Genomic DNA, 16,128 nt, shown 5'->3' with positions numbered 1-16,128 from the left:
GACAAATCAGGCTTTGACAAGGCCCAGGGGCGTCGTTAATATTCGCCCCGTTCACACGATTCCTCTGTAGTTCAGTCGGTAGAACGGCGGACTGTTAATCCGTATGTCACTGGTTCGAGTCCAGTCAGAGGAGCCAAATTTAAGAAGCCTGCTTTCGAGCAGGCTTTTTGCTTTTCTGCGTTCAGCAACCATCAGCGCCAGGTTGCCCCGGCGCGGTGAGTTAACCTGCCTGCATACGCAGCGGCGCGGTGGCGGCAATCAGCCACTCGCGGGCGTCGCTGTTGACCCGCGGCGACAGCGTTTCACGCACCCGCTGGTGATAATCATCCAGCCACTGTTTCTCCTGTTCGCTCAGCAGGTTCCACTCCACCAGGCTCAAATCGATGGGGATCAGCGTCAGGGACGAAAAGCGGCAGAAACCGGGCTGGCTTTCCACCACTTCCACCTGATTTTCGATACGAATACCGTAGCGATCCGCCAGATAGTAACCCGGTTCGATGGTCATAATATTACCGGCGCTGAGCGGCCAGGGGTTGACCTTTTTCGCAATGCGCTGCGGCTGTTCGTGGATCAGCAACTGGTGACCGACGCCGTGTCCGGTGCCGTGATCGAAATCCAGCCCCAGATCCCACAGCGCACGGCGGGCAAAAGCATCAAGCTGATGGCCGTGCGTACCGGCAGGGAATTGCAGGGTAAACATCGACAGGAAGCCTTTCAGCACGGCGGTGTAGTGCAGGCGCTGCTGCGCGTCCAGCGGGCCAAACGACAGGGTACGCGTGGCGTCCGTGGTGCCGTTCTGGTATTGGCCGCCGGAATCATTCAGGTAGAAGTTCGCGCGGGTGATGGCTTGGTTGGTTTTTTCGCTGCTGTGATAGTGGCACATGGCGGCGTTGCTGGCAGAGGCCGAAATGGTACTGAAACTCTGCTCGATAAACCCGGCCTGCTGCTGGCGAAATGCCAGTTGCTTCTGCTGGGCTTCCAGTTCGGTGACCGGGTTGCCAGCGGCTTCACGCGCCGGAACTTCCTGCGCCAGCCACACCAGAAAATTCACCCATGCCGCGCCATCCTGCTGGTGGCTTTCGCGGTAGCCCGCCAGCTCCACCGGATTTTTATGCGCTTTGATAAAGGTGATCGGATCTGCGTCCCACAGCACTTCGCCGCCCTGTTGTTCGATGGCAAAACGCAGTGCGACGGGGGCAAAATCGCCGTCGAGCAGGATCCGTTTGCCCGGCGCAACCTGCTGGCAGCGCGGCAGAAAGGCGTCGAAATCGCTCAGCGTCAGCGTGGCCTTCAGCTCAGCAGACAGCGCCGCTGTTTTGCGCGGATCAACAAACCACTCCAGCGCGCCATCACGGCTCAGCAGGGCAAAAGAGTGCGCCACCGGGTTCATCGCAATGTCGGAGCCGCGAATATTCAGCAGCCAGGCAATATTATCCGGCAGGGTGATGGCGAGATAATCCGCCGCTTTCGCCGCCAGCACTTGCGCAATACGCGCACGTTTATCGGCACTGCTTTCTCCGCTGATGGTGACGGGCATTTCACGGATCACGCCGCAGGGCGCTGCCGGGCGATCGCGCCAGATGGCATCGAATGGATCGTGCGCCAGCGCCACCAGTTCGCAATGCGTGGCGTCAAGGGCGGTGAACTGGCTGTTGACCATCAGCAGCGGTTCGAAACCGATGCGGCTGCCCGCAGGCAACGACGCAAGAACTTGATCCAGCGGCTCGTTGTGCAGGTGATGGATTTCAAAGGCATGCAGATCCACTTCGCTGCGCACCTGTACCTGGTAGCGACCATCGACAAACATTAACGCGCGATCGCGCAGTACCAGCGCCAGCCCGGCCGAGCCGGTAAAGCCGGTGAGCCACTGCAATTTATTATCGTGCGGGGCACAGTCTTCGCTTTGATGCGCATCGGCGCGCGGCACAATGATACCGTCAAGTTCCAGCGCGACGAGCTGGTCGCGTAGCGCCTGTAACGGTGTTGGGGTTTGCATAGTGAGTCCTTTTTTCTTATCTGAACGGCGGTTCGTTGAAGGTGCGCAGCTTACGCGAGTGCAGGCGATCGCCCTCCGCCCGCAGCAGATCAATCGCCCGAATACCAATTTGCAGGTGCTCGGAAATTGCCCCTTCATAAAAACGGTTCGCCTGGCCGGGCAGTTTGATCTCGCCGTGTAGCGGTTTATCCGACACGCACAGCAGCGTGCCATAAGGTACACGGAAGCGGTAACCCTGTGCGGCAATGGTGGCGCTTTCCATATCAATCGCCACGGCGCGGCTCAGGTTAAAACGCAGCGCCGAGGCGGAATAGCGCAGTTCCCAGTTACGATCGTCGGTGGTCACGACAGTACCGGTACGCAGGCGCTGTTTGACCTCTTCGCCAGGCATCTCGCTCACCGCTTTGGTGGCGTCGTACAATGCGCGTTGTACTTCGGCGATGCTCGGGATCGGGATATCCGGCGGCAGTACCGCATCCAGCACGTGGTCGTCGCGCAGATAGGCGTGCGCCAGCACGTAATCGCCAATCTCCTGGCTTTCACGCAATCCGCCGCAGTGGCCAATCATCAGCCAGACATCCGGGCGCAGTACAGCGAGGTGATCGCAGATGGTTTTGGCGTTTGACGGCCCGACACCAATATTCACCAGCGTGATCCCCTGGCCGTCTGCGGTCACCAGGTGCCAGGCCGGCATCTGATGTTTTTTCCACGCCAGATCGGAAATCGCCTGCTCCGGCGCTTCGGTATCGGCGGTGATCCAGTGCCCGCCCGCGCAGGAGAGCGCGACATAGGGGCTTTCTGGATCGAGGATCTGGTTGCAACCCCAGCGCACAAACTCATCCACATAGCGGGTGTAGTTGGTGAACAGCACAAACGGCTGGAAATGCTCGACCGGCGTGCCGGTGTAGTGGCGCAGGCGCGCCAGCGAAAAATCCACGCGGCGGGCATCAAAGTGCGACAGCGGATACAGCTCGGTCGGGTGGAACAGGCCATCAGCGGTTTCATCGCCAATCTGCGCCAGCTCGGTGGTCGGGAAGTGGCGCGTCAGACCAGCGCTCATCGAGCGATCCAGCGTCAGCTCGGAACCATCAATCACATACGGGTAGGGGATCTCATGGGCTGAAAGGCCCACTTCGATCTGCGCGCCGTAGTCCTGGCACAGTAACGTCAATTGTTCGAGTAAATAGGCACGAAACAGTGCAGGGCGGGTGACGGTGGTGGTGTAGCAGCCGGAGTGGGTGAAGCGGGCATAAGCGCGGGTTTTTGGTGGTTTCGTCGCGCTACCGTTCCAGCTTACCGACAGCGATGGGTAGACGAACAACCCTTGCGCGCGGGCTTCAGCCGCCGGGAGCTCACCGTTTTCAATATAGCGGCCAATGGCGTGGCGCAGTGCGTTGACCGAGCGGTCATACAGCGCCTCCAGTTGATCCAGCGCCTGCTCCGGTGTCAGGTGTGCACCTTTATTCATCATTATCTCCTTGTCTGCTTCTGCGGCGGTTCCCGATAGTATGTCACAGGAATGTGAAACAAAAGCCGTACGGGCGGGGATTCAGAGGAAACGGGGGGAAGCGCCCGGCGCGGCAGTGCGCGCCGGGAAAGGGGTTAGCCGCTGATTTTCACCAGCGTGCGGCCCTGGATTTTGTTTTGCAGGAAATCGGCGGCGGTCGCCGCTGCCTGTTCCAGCGCGATTTCAGTCGCCGCCTGCTGGTAGTAGCTCTGCGGCAGGATACGGGCGAGATTTTCCCATACTGCCGGACGTTGCGCCGTCGGCACCATGACCGAATCCACGCCTTGCAGGCGCACGTTGCGCAGGATAAACGGCATCACGGTGGTCGGCAGATCGAAACCGCCCGCCAGACCGCAGGCCGCCACGCAACCGCGATAGTTAGTCTGCGCCAGCACTTTTGCCAGTACCTGGCTGCCGACGGTGTCGACCGCACCGGCCCACAGTTGTTTCTCCAGCGGGCGTGTTTGTTCGAAATCGCTGCGCGGCAGGATCTCGTCAGCACCCAACTGGCGCAGGAAATCGTGGGTCGATTCGCGGCCGGTAACGGCGGCAACGGTATAACCCAGCGCTTTCAGCAGTACCACGGCGGTGCTGCCCACGCCGCCGCTGGCGCCGGTGACGAGCACCGTGCCGTCTTGCGGTTTCACCCCGGCTTCCTGTAAGGCCATGACGCACAGCATGGCGGTAAAACCAGCGGTGCCGATGATCATCGCCTGACGCGCGCTTAAACTTTCCGGCAGAGGAACCAGCCAGTCGCCTTTCACGCAGGCCTGCGCCGCAAGGCCGCCCCAGTGGTTTTCACCCACGCCCCAGCCGGTGAGAATGACCGCCTGGCCCGGCACAAAGCGCGGGTCGCGGCTTTCGCTGACGCGGCCGGAAAAATCGATGCCCGGCACCATCGGGAACTGGCGAATGATTTTGCCTTTACCGGTGATGGCCAGCGCGTCTTTGTAGTTGAGACTGGACCAGTCAATGTCGACCCGGACATCGCCCTCGGCCAGCGCGGGCAGCGCCACGTCTTTGACTTCTGCCAGGGTTTTATTCTCAAGCTGTTCCAGAACTAATGCTTTCATGACTGCGTTTTCCTCGTCGGATAACGTTGATTATTCGGCAGTTTTGCCGTCCTGTGCAGGTGTTATTTAGCTGTAATACTGTGCCGGAAGAACGTCCAGAACTGGTTGAGGGGATCCACAGAGCGGAACAGTTTGGCGCGCATCACTGCGCCTTCCCAGCCGGACCAGAACTGGCGCGCCAGTTCATTGGCCGGCGCATCTGTCGCCAGCTCGCCGCGCAGCTTTGCCTCGTCCAGGCAGCGTGCGACGCGGCTTTCCCACGCTTCAAGGATCGTCTGCAGGCGTTCGGGGAAGGTTTCCGGTAAAAGCGGTGTTTCCTGTAGCAGGTTGCCGACCAGGCAGCCGCGGCGGAAATCGTATTTCGCCATCCCCTGACCGGCATGCAGCACGAAGGCCTCTATCCGTTGCAGCGGGGCGAGTTGTGTATCAAGTAAAAACTTGTCGAGTTTATGCGCGAAAAAGCGGCCATAGGCGTCGATCACCGCGATACCGAATTCCTGCTTGCTCTTGAAGCAGTGGTAGAACGAGCCCTTTGGCACGGCGATATTTTTGATCACCGCATCAATTCCGGCCGACAAATAGCCGGTTTCGGTGAGCACTTCGAGGCCGGAACGAATCAGCTCCTGGCGGGTATCCGTGAAGTCGCGTTCCACCTTTGGCGGCCGCCCACGTCGGGGCTTTGCCAGCGCTGCCGTTTCGCTATTCATAATTTAGACCGATCGGTTTTAATTCGCTGTAGGCTACGCCGATTGTGAAGGCTAAGCAAGCGAAGAGCATGAAAAAGGCCCGCACAATGACGGGCCTTGCAGAGGTATTTTACCGACCGGCGCAGTGGCTTCCTTTTCGCGCCCGCGGGTAGACCGGATTAGGCCGTGGTATTGATATTACGACCAATTGCCGGGTTGGATGGTAACTGCGGGATCTGCTGAATGATATCGGAAGCCATTGACTTCTGAGCATCCAGCGCCTTTTTGAGCACCAGCGTACTGACCTGGCTATCAAGCTGATAAGAGTCCAGGCTGCTGGCCAGAGAGGCAATTTGTATCGGGTCCATTTCGATCATCCTATGTTGTAGAAAAAACAACTAAAGAACAGTTGTGAATATAACTGCACAGAATTTATCGGCAACAGGTGGTGAATCTTTAGGCGCAGCGCGGATAACGCAGGGCTAAATACCCCTTTTTTCTCCGCAATCAATTGGGAAAACACTGAAAGGTGGTCATTTTATAAACAGACGTGAGTCGTCTGAATACCGGGCTTTTTCGTTGATGCCGGAAATGCGAATGGTTATTTTTTGAGTGCAGACCGTAATGAAACAGTGACAACTGGCCGAACGTTTCGCGTTCATCGCCCGCTGTGATTGGTTTCGATACGGCGCAGCACCTTTCCGGCTGTGCAGAAGGTGCTGCCTGGCCACAAGGCGCATATTCAGCGCGCCATTGCGGGTCATTTTCTTTGCACAAAAAACGAGGAATCACTGTTATGTCTCCAATTCCCACCACATCTGATAGCGGTAGAGCATTTACCAGGAATGGCGTTGGGGCGACCGGCCCACGTCTTACCCCGGCTGAGCGCGCGGAAGCAAAACGCCAATACGAGGCGAACTTCATAGCAAGGATGAGACGTCAATATCCTCAGTATTACGGGAAACAAGCCTCTGCAGCCGATCTCTCTTTGACACAGCGAAAGGCGAAAGACAATTCAACATTACAGAACCCGTTTAGCGCCATGGTGACGCCGATGAAATTTGCGCTACAGGATGCGGCGACACTGGATGCCACGGGAAAGAATACCTACCCGGCCGCGCAGATTATCCAGGACATTGATAGCCTGCTGAACACATCGCAAACGGATCACTTTGATGTTGGTTTCTTCTCCTGGCCAACCAGCGAGACCCTCGTTGACGAAACGCTGGGCGCCTATGCCAGCTTACTGAAAGAAGGGAAAATTCTTGCGCTTGGCGGCATGGATCTTGGCGCGGCTGAATTAACAAACATCCTCAACGTCGCGAAGGCGAAAGGGCTTCCTGGCTATCAGGTTTTAGCGGTGAATTATAACCTTTATGATCGATCCCTTTACGAAGGCGCTTTACAGGATCTGGTGGTAAAGGAAAACATCGCCGCAATGCCTTACACCGGCCTGGCGTCGGGGTTTCTGACCGGGAAATATCGAACTCTTGACTCCCTTATTGATAACCCGCTCTCAGCAGAGCTTGCCAGCTATTTTACCCCGCGCGGCTTTGCGACGCTTAGTGCGCTTGACATTATTACCGCAAAACATACGGTTCCTCCTGCATCGGTGGCGCTGGCGTGGTTAATGAATCAGCCAGGCGTGGTTACGCCGCTGATTATTGATGAACCTTCCATTGAAGGTGAAGAAGAGCAGGTAGCAGCGGCTGCGGTCGAATTAGTGCTGAGCGCGGAAGATTTTGCGCTGCTGGCGAAAGCGATACAATAACGCAACGTTGCTGTTCGAATAAATTTCAACGAAGGCGGCAGGGAGATTGCCTGTGATGAAAAGCAAAAAGCCTGCTCATAAGCAGGCTTCTTAAATTTGGCTTCACTGACCGGGAGCGGCTTTACCAGTAAGTGGCTAAGAAATTAAATATTCGTTATTAGAACCACATTTTTCGATGTAGACCACGATGTAAATAAAAAACGCTCACGGTGTCGTAACTACCGCGTATATGCATTATCCGTAACAACGAATCTACACTCTGAAAGACCGCTCTGGTGCAGATGGAAAGGTTTTTAGCATATTAAAAATAGTGTGCTGGCTAATCCGTATGCCATACTTTCGTTTAATAAAGAACCGCCTTCGTATAAAAGAAATTATATTAATCTAATAATGGGATTTATCCTAAGCGAGGGGGGTACATTATATTCAGCGTGCGCCCGTATTGTAAAACTGACCAGCACAGCCGGGAGTTAACTCACCGGAATATAAGAAGGCCACACACAGCCATAAGAGCGCGTCGCGTACTATATGGGTCGGAAAATGATGACAGTGATTGTAACTGAATATTTATTTTCATGATTTGATGATAATAATCGGTCTAAAATTTAAAGCGCGTTTATTGGTAACTTTTACTGAGTATACGGGGCAGGATTTTCTTGTTTTAATGATTCTTTCCTGTAACAGACCGTTTAATACCAGACACTCTACACTTTTGTACTGATGTTCCATTCACGCAAGAGAAGAGGAGGCAGACAATGTTATGCCCTGATTTCAACACAACCTCTGGCAGCTGACAGACAGACTGCCACCCGATGATATCGCGTTAACTCGTTTTCTCTGGGTATGCCAGAAGGAGTAATGATGATCGGCCTTAATTCCTCCCTGCTGATTATAAGTGACCTTGACGGTTCATTACTGGATCACCATGACTACAACTGGAATGCTGCTCGCCAGTGGCTCGCACGCCTGAAACAATTTCGCATCCCGCTAATCATTTGCTCCAGTAAAACTGCAGCAGAGATCGTGCCACTACAGGAACAGCTCGGTATCGCGGGTTCGCCGTTTATTGCTGAAAACGGTGCACGTGTCGTGATGACGGGGGAGGCCACAGGAGCCGATACTCCAGGTGAGGAGTACCGTGGGCTATGCCGGAACCTGGAAGCGCTCAGGAGCCGGTTCTGTTTTACCGGTTTTCATGAGCTAAGCGATGCGGATGTCGCTGACTGTACAGGCCTGACGCTGGCGGAGGCACGTCTGAGCCGTCTGCGCGCTGCGTCGGAAGTGCTGCTATGGCGAGATGATGAACAACGGCTTGAGGATTTTCGTATTGCGCTGGCAGGGCATGGGCTTGCCTTAACCCGCGGCGGACGTTTCTGGCATGTCATGCCCGAAGGCTGTGACAAAGGCCATGCACTGCTCCGGTTGCAGCAACAGCTTGAACAGCAGGAGGGCAAACCGCGGATCACGATTGGTTTAGGCGATGGGCCGAACGATGTACCCATGCTGGCGCGCGTCGATTATGCGGTAGTGATTAAAGGCGCGGGCACAAAACCTGTGGTTTTGCCGCGCGCTGACGAAGAACACGTTTATTACACCACCCTTGCTGGTCCGGAAGGCTGGCGTGAGGGGCTGGATTATTTTTTATTAAACCCTGCAATGGGCGCCAGACCGGAGGATAAACAATGAGTGATTTTTACCAGAATGGTGTACTGACTAACTTTCACAATCTTACCCGCCGGAGTGTCGAATCCCTGGAAGAGGAGATGGTTCGCTTTGCCCAAAAACGAAAAATGGGGCTGATTCTGCCTGCGCTATTCTCAGAGCTGGAGGGCCCGGCTATGGATAATATCGTCAGTGAGCTGGCGAAAGTCCCCTGGCTGGAAGAAATTGTGATTGGCCTTGATCGCGCCGATCGCCAGCAGTTCCTCTTTGCGCGCGAGTTTTTCTCCCGGCTACCGCAGCGGCATCGCATTCTGTGGAATGACGGCCCCCGCCTTAAGCGCCTGGCTGACGAACTGGGCAAAGAAGGTCTGGCACCAGTACAGCCAGGCAAAGGATGCAACGTCTGGTTCTGTGCGGGTTATACGCTGGCTTCCGATCGCTCGCACTGTGTAGCATTGCATGATTGCGACATCACCACCTACGAGCGCGGAATGCTGGCGCGCCTGCTGTATCCGCTGGCTAACCCGGCGTTTCAGTATGAGTTCTGCAAGGGGTTTTACGCCCGGGCTGAGGGCGGCAAACTGAATGGGCGCGTCGGTCGTTTGCTCGTTGGTCCGCTTTTGCGTTCACTGCAAAAAGTGTATGGCCATTCCGAATACCTGGACTACCTCACCAGTTTCCGTTATCCGCTGTCCGGTGAGTTCGCCATGCGCACACGCGTGCTGAACGGCATCAGGATCCCCGGCGACTGGGGATTAGAGATTGGCGTGTTATCAGAGATCTACAGGAACTACACCACACGTCAGACTTGCCAGGTCGAAATCACCGATAATTACGATCACAAGCATCAGCCATTGGCGGAGGAAGATGGCACCGGCGGGCTAAAGCGCATGAGTAATGACATTGTGCAGTCGCTGCTGCGCAAGCTGGCAACCATGGGGGTACCACTTACCGGCGATTCGTTTCGCGTGCTGAAAGCGACGTACTATCGCAATGCGCTGGATATGATGGAGATCTACAACCACGAAGCGATAATGAATGGCCTCAGTTTTGATCGGCATGTTGAAGAGGCGGCGGTGGAAATGTTCACCCAGGCAATCCTTGATGCAGGGGAGTCATTTATTAAACGGCCGAACGAGAAACCCTTCATCCCCAGCTGGAGCCGTGTTCAGTCTGCTTTTCCGGATATCCTGCAACGTATCAGGCAGGCAGTGGAAGAGGATAATAGAGGGAATGTCTGATCTTCCACGCGAGCGATAACGCATCCTCTGTTCCTTATGGAGCAGGCATCAAAAACCCGCTTCCGGCGAAGGGCTATCGTTTTGGGCGGGTCATTGTTTTATCCCGGGAGCGCCCGCGTTGACGGGATCAAAATCAGCTAGATACCTAAATTTCTGAACAGGCCTGCACCGGCTGAACCCCCTTCGCCGCAGAATGTGAAGCCGCTCACGCTCGTTCCGCCACAGCAGATTATTACTGCTCGGTAGCGAAACGATTATGACTCCCCGTAGCGCAAAACGGTAACGTTGCTCGCGTCTCTACATCAAGATTCCTGTGTGAGGAAACGAGGGTCTCATGAATAAGAATTACTCTATCAGTTGCCTGTTTTTCCTGTTCTTCTTCATCGGCTGGGGCTGCTGTTATCCCTATCTGTCGCTTTGGCTGACGGAAACCATTGGCATCAGCTATACCGATGTCGGCCTGGTTTATTCGTTTACCGCCATCATCGCGGTTTGCGTGCAGCCGCTGTTTGGCTTTATCTCCGACAAACTGGTCTATCGCAAACACCTGATGTGGATGCTGGCCATCATCATCACGCTGTTTGCCCCCTGGTGGATTTACGTTTTCGCACCGCTGCTGAAATACAACGTGATCCTTGGCGCGCTGGCGGGCGGGATCTATATCGGCATGGCCTATGGCGCTGGTTGCGGTATCTGCGAAGCCTATATTGATAAGGTCAGCCGCGCCTCCGGCTTTGAGTTTGGTCGGGCGCGTATGTTCGGCGGGATTGGCGCCGCTATTGGCACGTTTGCCGCAGGTAAGCTCTATGGCATCGATCAGAACATGATTTTCTGGCTGGCCAGCGCCGCCGGTGTCTGCCTGCTGTTTATTGTCTGGAAAACTCAGGTCGGCACCCCTCCTGTCGGGGCGCAGCCACAGAGCAAAGCCACACCTGTGACTTTTAAAGATGCTGTCGCCCTGTTGAAGATGAAAAAATTCTGGTTCTTCGCCATCTATATGATTGGCGTCGGCGCAGTTTATGAAACCTACGACCAGCAGTTCGCTATCTACTACAGCCACTTCTTCGGGAGCAAGGCGCGCGGCGCGGAAGTCTTCGGTTACCTGACGACCGGTCAGATCTTCCTTGATGCGCTGGTGATGTTCTTCGCACCCTGGTTCGTCAACAAAATCGGCCCGAAAAACGCGCTACTGTACTGCGGCATAATCATGAGCCTGCGTATTATCGGCTCGGCCTGGGCGATTGGCCCGGTCTCCATCAGCCTGATAAAGCTGCTGCACGGCTTCGAAAGCTCGGTGCTGCTGGTCGCCGCACTGAAATACATCGCCGCAAACTTCAACCCTTTGCTCTCCGCCACCGTTTATCTGATTGGCTTTCAGTTCGCCAAGAGCTTCAGCTCCATTTTTCTCTCCACCGGCATTGGCCATATGTACCAGAGCATGGGCTTCACCAGCAGCTACGTGGTACTTGGCAGTATCGCCCTGTGCTTCACTCTGATCTCCTTTATCACGCTGGATAAAGCGCGGTTTTTCGCTCCTCAGCCCGCAGCCGCACACTAATTTCACGAGGTAATCTGCATGTCTGATTTATATTACGGTGTCGCTTATTACGACGAATATATGCCGGAGGATCGCCTGGCGAAGGATATCGCGCTGATGCGTGAAACGGGTATTAACGTGGTGCGTATTGCGGAATCCACCTGGAGCACGCTGGAGCCGCAAGAAGGGGAATACAATTTTTATCACATTGACCGCGTACTGAACGCGATGTTCGACGCGGGCATAGCCGTGATTATCGGCACGCCCACCTACGCCGTACCCGCATGGCTTGCCGCAAAACATCCGGATATTCTGGTCACCACCGTCAGTGGGCAGCAGAAGTACGGCCCGCGGCAGATTATGGATATTGTTAATCCCACTTTTCGCCGCTATGCGGAAAAAGTTATCCGTACCCTGATGGCGCACGTGCAGCACCATCCGGCCATTATCGGCTGGCAACTGGATAACGAAACCAAGCACTACGATAATGTCGGGCGCTATATGCAGACGGGATTCGTGCGCAGCCTGCGGGAGAAATACACCAGCCTCGACCAGTTGAATCAAGATTTTGGCCTCGACTACTGGAGCAACCGCATTGATAGCTGGGATGATTTCCCACCGCTAGAAAACACCATCAACGCCAGCCTCGCCTGTGCTTTTTCGCGCTATCAGCGCCAGCAGGTGACGGAATATCTGGCCTGGCAGGCGGAAATCGTGCGGGAGTACGCCCGACCGCAACAGTTCGTGACCCATAACTTTGATTTCGAGTGGCGCGGCTACTCGTTCGGTATGCAGCCACGGGTTGACCACTTTGCCGCCGCGAAAGCGCTGGATATCGCCGGGGTTGACATCTATCACCCCAGCCAAAAACACCTGACCGGGCGGGAAATTGCCTTCGGTGGTGCCATTACTCGTGCGCTGAAAGGGGGAAATAACTATTTCGTGCTGGAAACGCAGGCGCAGGGCTTCGCCCAGTGGACACCCTTTCCCGGCCAGTTACGGCTACAGGCCTTCAGCCACGTGGCCGCCGGTGCGGCAATGGTTTCCTACTGGCACTGGCATTCCATTCACAACTCTTTTGAAACCTACTGGAAAGGGTTGCTGAGTCATGACTTTTCGCGCAATGCCACCTGGCAGGAAGCGACGACCATCGGTGCCGATTTCGCCCGTCTCGCGCCTAAGCTTGCCGGGCTGCGTGCGGAGAACGACGTCGCGCTGCTAATCGATAACGAAGCGATGGACGCGCTTAACCAGTTCCGCCCCGATGATGCCCAGGGCAATGTCTATAACGATATCTTCCGTCGCTTCCACGACGCGCTGTACGATCACAACATTGCGCTGGATATCATCAATGACGTCACTGACGAGACCTCACGCTATAAGGCGCTAATTGTTCCCGCGCTTTACGCCGCTGACGACGGGTTGCTGGCGCGTATAAACCGCTACGTTGAGCAAGGCGGACGGGCGTTGATTAGCTTTAAGTCCGGCTTTAGCGACGAGAATGTGAAGGTGCGCAGTAGCACGCAGCCGGGCATTCTGCACCAGGCCTGCGGCGTGAGCTACAGCCAGTTTGCGCTGCCAGAGGCGGTGACCGTTGTTGCCTGTACGCCAGCGCTCGATTGCCGCGAACACTGCGACGCCGAACTGTGGATGGAACTGCTGACGCCTGCGCCGGGTACCCGCACGCTGCTGCGCTACCAGCATCCGGCCTGGGGGGAATACGCGGCGGCCACCGAAGCAAACTACGGGAAAGGGCGGGCGCTATACATCGGCTTCCTGCCGCACAAGTCGCTGATCGGCCAATTGTTTGACACGCTGACCGACGGTCTGGCCTTACGTTCACGCACCTCAGCCTACCGCTATCCGCTGATCGCCAGAACGATGCGCAACCGCGACGGCAAGCATATCCACTTCCTGTTTAATTACAGCGACGAGAGTCATGAGGCGTTCGCGGAAATAGCAGGCACGGCGCTGCTGAGCGGTAAAACGGTCGCCCGCGGCGAGCCATTGCGCCTCAAAGGTTGGGACTTTAGTATCATCGAAAGTTAACGGCGACACGACACTCGGGCGGAGAACATATGGAACTGGATTTCAATGAGCTTTTGCACTTCTCGCCATTGATTAAAACTTTCACTTTCAACGCCTGGGTGGTTGCCGGTTTTACCCCCATCACCCGTGGCTCAAAGCTCGACTACTACATTAACCGCCCGCAGGGCATGAAAGGGTATATTATCAACCTGACTCTGCGCGGCCAGGCGCGGGCCAAAGCGGGTGAGGGGGCGCTGCTGTTTCGCGAAAACGAGCTGCTGCTGTTTCCGCCCGGCGTGCCTCACCACTACGGGCGCGATGAGCATAGCGAGTACTGGGATCACCTGTGGATCTACTTTATACCGCGGCCCTGGTGGGTCGACTGGCTGAAATGGGACCGCACCACGCACGGTATTGGCAAAACCACGGTGAACGATCCGCAGCAGCAGCAGACCCTGCGCGATCTGTTTTATGAAGTGATTCGCCATCATAACGATCCGGCGCCGCTCTCCGAAGCGCTGGCGATGAATGCGCTGGAACGGCTGATTTTAAATTGCTTTCAGTTACAGCCAATCAGCAACCGTCATACCCACGATCCACGCATCAACGCTGTCTGTGACTACCTGAACGAAAACATTGCCCAGGAGATGAAGATTGAGACGCTGGCGGCGATGGTTTTTCTGTCGCCCTCGCGGCTGGCGCATTTGTTTAAAAACGAGCTGGGGCAAACCATCTACGCCTGGCGCGAGATGCAGCGGGTTAACCGGGCAAAATGGCTGGTTCAGTCTACGATGCTGCCGCTAAGCAAGGTGGCTGCGTCGGTAGGCTATAGCGATCCCGTCTATTTCACGCGGGTGTTCCGCAAGCATAACGGCATTCCCCCTGGGGAGTACCGCAAACGCTATGCGGCGATGAAGGGCTAAACTGCATTTGGCGGAGACAAACGACCACCGGGTCATCACGGTTAGTTGACGTTGATTATCCACAGAAGTGGTACACAACCTTGTGAGAAATAGACGGTAAAAGAGTAGATATTTCTGTCGGACCTTCACACAGACAGTGATATAGGGTTCCGCATAAGGCCGCATCGCGGTTACACCGGCAATGAATCACTTCAATCGACGGTGCGGTCCGATTTAAAACCGTGCGCTTGCAGTTTGCGGACTATCGTTGGTTGCGCCACGCCAAGCCGGATGGCAATTGAATAAGTCGTTTTATGCTGCTCGCGCGCAAGCCGCAACACGTTTCGTTCTACCTGCGCAAGCATACTTTTAAGCGTAGAACCTGTTTGCAACTGGGCACGACACCAACTGTTCAACACATCTTCACCGGGCAAACCTGCTGCGGGCAAGGGGTCTTGTTGAGGCGTGGTGTCATTTTGTGCAAGCCAACTGTTAACAGTCGCTGTATCAACGAAATTATCATCCTGGCAGATATACATATATTCCAGAAAGTTACGCAATTCGCGCACGTTGCCTGGCCAGTCGTACGCAGCAAGCTGCGCAATGCCCGCATCGTCGAAGCGAATAATCCGCCGATAGTGTTTGTCGAATTCCCGCGAATAGAAATCCAGCAGCAAAGGAATATCATCGCGGCGATGGCGCAGCGCGGGTGTCTGCATCGGGATTAAGTTGAGGCGGTAATAGAGGTCTTTACGGAACGTCCCTTTGCGGATCTTTTCCTGTAGATCGACGTTGGTAGCCGCAATGATTCGTACATCAAGTTGCAGCGTTCCCATTCCCCCTACACGTTGCACCACTTTATCCTGCAATACCCGCAGCAATTTCGATTGCGCCTCCCAGGACATTTCGCCAATTTCGTCCAGAAATAGCGTACCGCCGTTGGCTTGCTCAAACACGCCCGGTTTGCCGCGTGCCAGAGCGCCGGTAAAGGCGCCTTTTTCATAACCAAACAGCTCGCTCTCCAGCAGCGTGGCAGGAATGGCCGCGCAGTTAATTTTCACGAAGGGCTTATCGCGACGCGGGCTGAGCTGTTGCAGCATGGTGGCGACCACATCTTTACCGGTACCGGACTCACCGGTGATCAACACCGATGCATCAATCGGCGCGACTTTTATAATCAGCCGTTTCAGCTTCACCATCGCTTCGCTGGCGCCAATCAACGGCACTGGCGTAACCGGAGAGGGCAGCGGCTCGCTACGATTCACCGGCGAACGAACAAAAGAGGAGAGCGGGCGCAGAGGGTAGTCAAAATGCCGGTTCAGACGCTGAAAAAAGGAGTCCACGTACATAATAGAGACGACATTCTTCACGCTATGCTGGGCATCGTAGATGGGCCGTCCGGAGACAAATGCGCTCTTGTCCGGAAGCAGATGGTGGCTGAGCACCTCAATCGCTTCCCGCTGCTCATGCAGCACGCGCATGGTGATGGCCTGATTGAAATATTTGCCCTCTTTAATAATGTCGCCCACGCTGCGACCAATCAGTTTCTCTCTGTCGACAATGGGATTTTCCGCCAGATAGGCGAGATTGACGTAACGCGTAACGCCGTGTGAGTCGGTTACATAGATGGGGCATTCGAGGTGGTCGAGAATTTCCTTATAATTGATGTCCGAATGGTTATCCAGCGTTACGTTCATCCTCTTTCCCCCGCTTAGAAACAGAACC

Annotated in this window: 11 protein-coding genes, 1 tRNA gene and 1 pseudogene; 7 read left to right on the top strand and 6 right to left on the bottom strand. The window is 55.4% G+C overall.

The window, feature by feature from the left end; translation table 11 throughout:
• Window positions 1–60: 60 nt before the first annotated feature.
• Window positions 61–136 (top strand) — tRNA-Asn (locus tag C0557_RS15780).
• Window positions 137–220: 84 nt separating this feature from the next.
• Here C0557_RS15780 and C0557_RS15775 read toward each other — a convergent pair.
• The 5 genes and pseudogenes from C0557_RS15775 to C0557_RS15755 form a co-directional block, all read right to left on the bottom strand.
• Window positions 221–1,996: an aminopeptidase P family protein gene (locus tag C0557_RS15775; protein ID WP_208659373.1), complete on the bottom strand. Its 1,776-nt coding sequence runs from the start codon at window positions 1,994–1,996 to the stop codon at window positions 221–223.
• A 16-nt stretch (window positions 1,997–2,012) separates the two neighbouring features.
• A complete protein-coding gene (locus C0557_RS15770; protein ID WP_074779665.1) occupies window positions 2,013–3,467 on the bottom strand; it encodes an AMP nucleosidase in 1,455 nt (484 codons plus the stop codon).
• Window positions 3,468–3,598: 131 nt separating this feature from the next.
• Window positions 3,599–4,576: an MDR family oxidoreductase gene (locus C0557_RS15765; protein ID WP_208659371.1), complete on the bottom strand. Its 978-nt coding sequence runs from the start codon at window positions 4,574–4,576 to the stop codon at window positions 3,599–3,601.
• Between the two features lie 30 nt (window positions 4,577–4,606).
• A pseudogene (locus C0557_RS15760) lies at window positions 4,607–5,283 on the bottom strand (TetR family transcriptional regulator C-terminal domain-containing protein).
• A gap of 158 nt (window positions 5,284–5,441) precedes the next feature.
• Complete coding sequence (locus C0557_RS15755; RefSeq protein ID WP_074779671.1) at window positions 5,442–5,630, bottom strand: YjfB family protein; 189 nt, start codon at window positions 5,628–5,630, stop codon at window positions 5,442–5,444.
• A gap of 302 nt (window positions 5,631–5,932) precedes the next feature.
• On the opposite strand from C0557_RS15755, the gene C0557_RS15750 reads away from it, so the two are divergent.
• The 6 genes from C0557_RS15750 to araC all read left to right on the top strand — a co-directional run bounded on the left by C0557_RS15750 (window position 5,933) and on the right by araC (window position 14,424).
• Window positions 5,933–7,033 carry an aldo/keto reductase gene (locus C0557_RS15750; protein WP_208659367.1) on the top strand — a complete coding sequence of 367 codons (1,101 nt, stop codon included), beginning with the start codon at window positions 5,933–5,935 and terminating at the stop codon, window positions 7,031–7,033.
• Window positions 7,034–7,894: 861 nt separating this feature from the next.
• Window positions 7,895–8,719 carry a mannosyl-3-phosphoglycerate phosphatase-related protein gene (locus tag C0557_RS15745; RefSeq protein ID WP_208662985.1) on the top strand — a complete coding sequence of 275 codons (825 nt, stop codon included), beginning with the start codon at window positions 7,895–7,897 and terminating at the stop codon, window positions 8,717–8,719.
• Window positions 8,716–9,936: a glycosyl transferase gene (locus C0557_RS15740; RefSeq protein ID WP_208659365.1), complete on the top strand. Its 1,221-nt coding sequence runs from the start codon at window positions 8,716–8,718 to the stop codon at window positions 9,934–9,936. Before C0557_RS15745 ends, C0557_RS15740 begins: the two co-directional genes overlap by 4 nt.
• Window positions 9,937–10,270: 334 nt before the next feature.
• The gene (locus tag C0557_RS15735) at window positions 10,271–11,494 is read left to right on the top strand and encodes an oligosaccharide MFS transporter (protein WP_208659364.1); all 1,224 of its coding nucleotides are present in this window, start codon (window positions 10,271–10,273) and stop codon (window positions 11,492–11,494) included.
• An 18-nt stretch (window positions 11,495–11,512) separates the two neighbouring features.
• Window positions 11,513–13,522, top strand: coding sequence for a beta-galactosidase (locus C0557_RS15730; protein ID WP_208659362.1), 2,010 nt, complete (start codon window positions 11,513–11,515; stop codon window positions 13,520–13,522).
• A gap of 29 nt (window positions 13,523–13,551) precedes the next feature.
• Window positions 13,552–14,424: an arabinose operon transcriptional regulator AraC gene (araC, locus tag C0557_RS15725; protein ID WP_208659360.1), complete on the top strand. Its 873-nt coding sequence runs from the start codon at window positions 13,552–13,554 to the stop codon at window positions 14,422–14,424.
• 191 nt (window positions 14,425–14,615) lie between these two features.
• On the opposite strand, the gene C0557_RS15720 is transcribed toward araC, so the two are convergent.
• Window positions 14,616–16,100, bottom strand: a complete 1,485-nt coding sequence (locus C0557_RS15720) for a sigma-54-dependent Fis family transcriptional regulator (protein WP_208659354.1) — start codon at window positions 16,098–16,100, stop codon at window positions 14,616–14,618.
• Window positions 16,101–16,128 lie beyond the last annotated feature (28 nt).

It is taken from the genome of Kosakonia sp. MUSA4 (assembly GCF_013085925.1).
GTDB lineage: Bacteria > Pseudomonadota > Gammaproteobacteria > Enterobacterales > Enterobacteriaceae > Kosakonia > Kosakonia sacchari_B.
Note: the sequence above shows the minus strand (reverse complement) of the source record. Positions and strands in the feature narration are given on the sequence as shown.

Excerpts from the sequence above, each read along its gene's own strand:
- C0557_RS15775 (WP_208659373.1), bottom strand. The coding sequence starts at position 1,996 with ATGCAAACCCCAACACCGTTACAGGCGCTACGCGACCAGCTCGTCGCG.
- C0557_RS15770 (WP_074779665.1), bottom strand. The coding sequence starts at position 3,467 with ATGATGAATAAAGGTGCACACCTGACACCGGAGCAGGCGCTGGATCAA.
- C0557_RS15765 (WP_208659371.1), bottom strand. The coding sequence starts at position 4,576 with ATGAAAGCATTAGTTCTGGAACAGCTTGAGAATAAAACCCTGGCAGAA.
- C0557_RS15755 (WP_074779671.1), bottom strand. The coding sequence starts at position 5,630 with ATGGACCCGATACAAATTGCCTCTCTGGCCAGCAGCCTGGACTCTTAT.
- C0557_RS15745 (WP_208662985.1), top strand. The coding sequence starts at position 7,895 with ATGATCGGCCTTAATTCCTCCCTGCTGATTATAAGTGACCTTGACGGT.
- C0557_RS15740 (WP_208659365.1), top strand. The coding sequence starts at position 8,716 with ATGAGTGATTTTTACCAGAATGGTGTACTGACTAACTTTCACAATCTT.
- C0557_RS15735 (WP_208659364.1), top strand. The coding sequence starts at position 10,271 with ATGAATAAGAATTACTCTATCAGTTGCCTGTTTTTCCTGTTCTTCTTC.
- C0557_RS15730 (WP_208659362.1), top strand. The coding sequence starts at position 11,513 with ATGTCTGATTTATATTACGGTGTCGCTTATTACGACGAATATATGCCG.
- araC (WP_208659360.1), top strand. The coding sequence starts at position 13,552 with ATGGAACTGGATTTCAATGAGCTTTTGCACTTCTCGCCATTGATTAAA.
- C0557_RS15720 (WP_208659354.1), bottom strand. The coding sequence starts at position 16,100 with ATGAACGTAACGCTGGATAACCATTCGGACATCAATTATAAGGAAATT.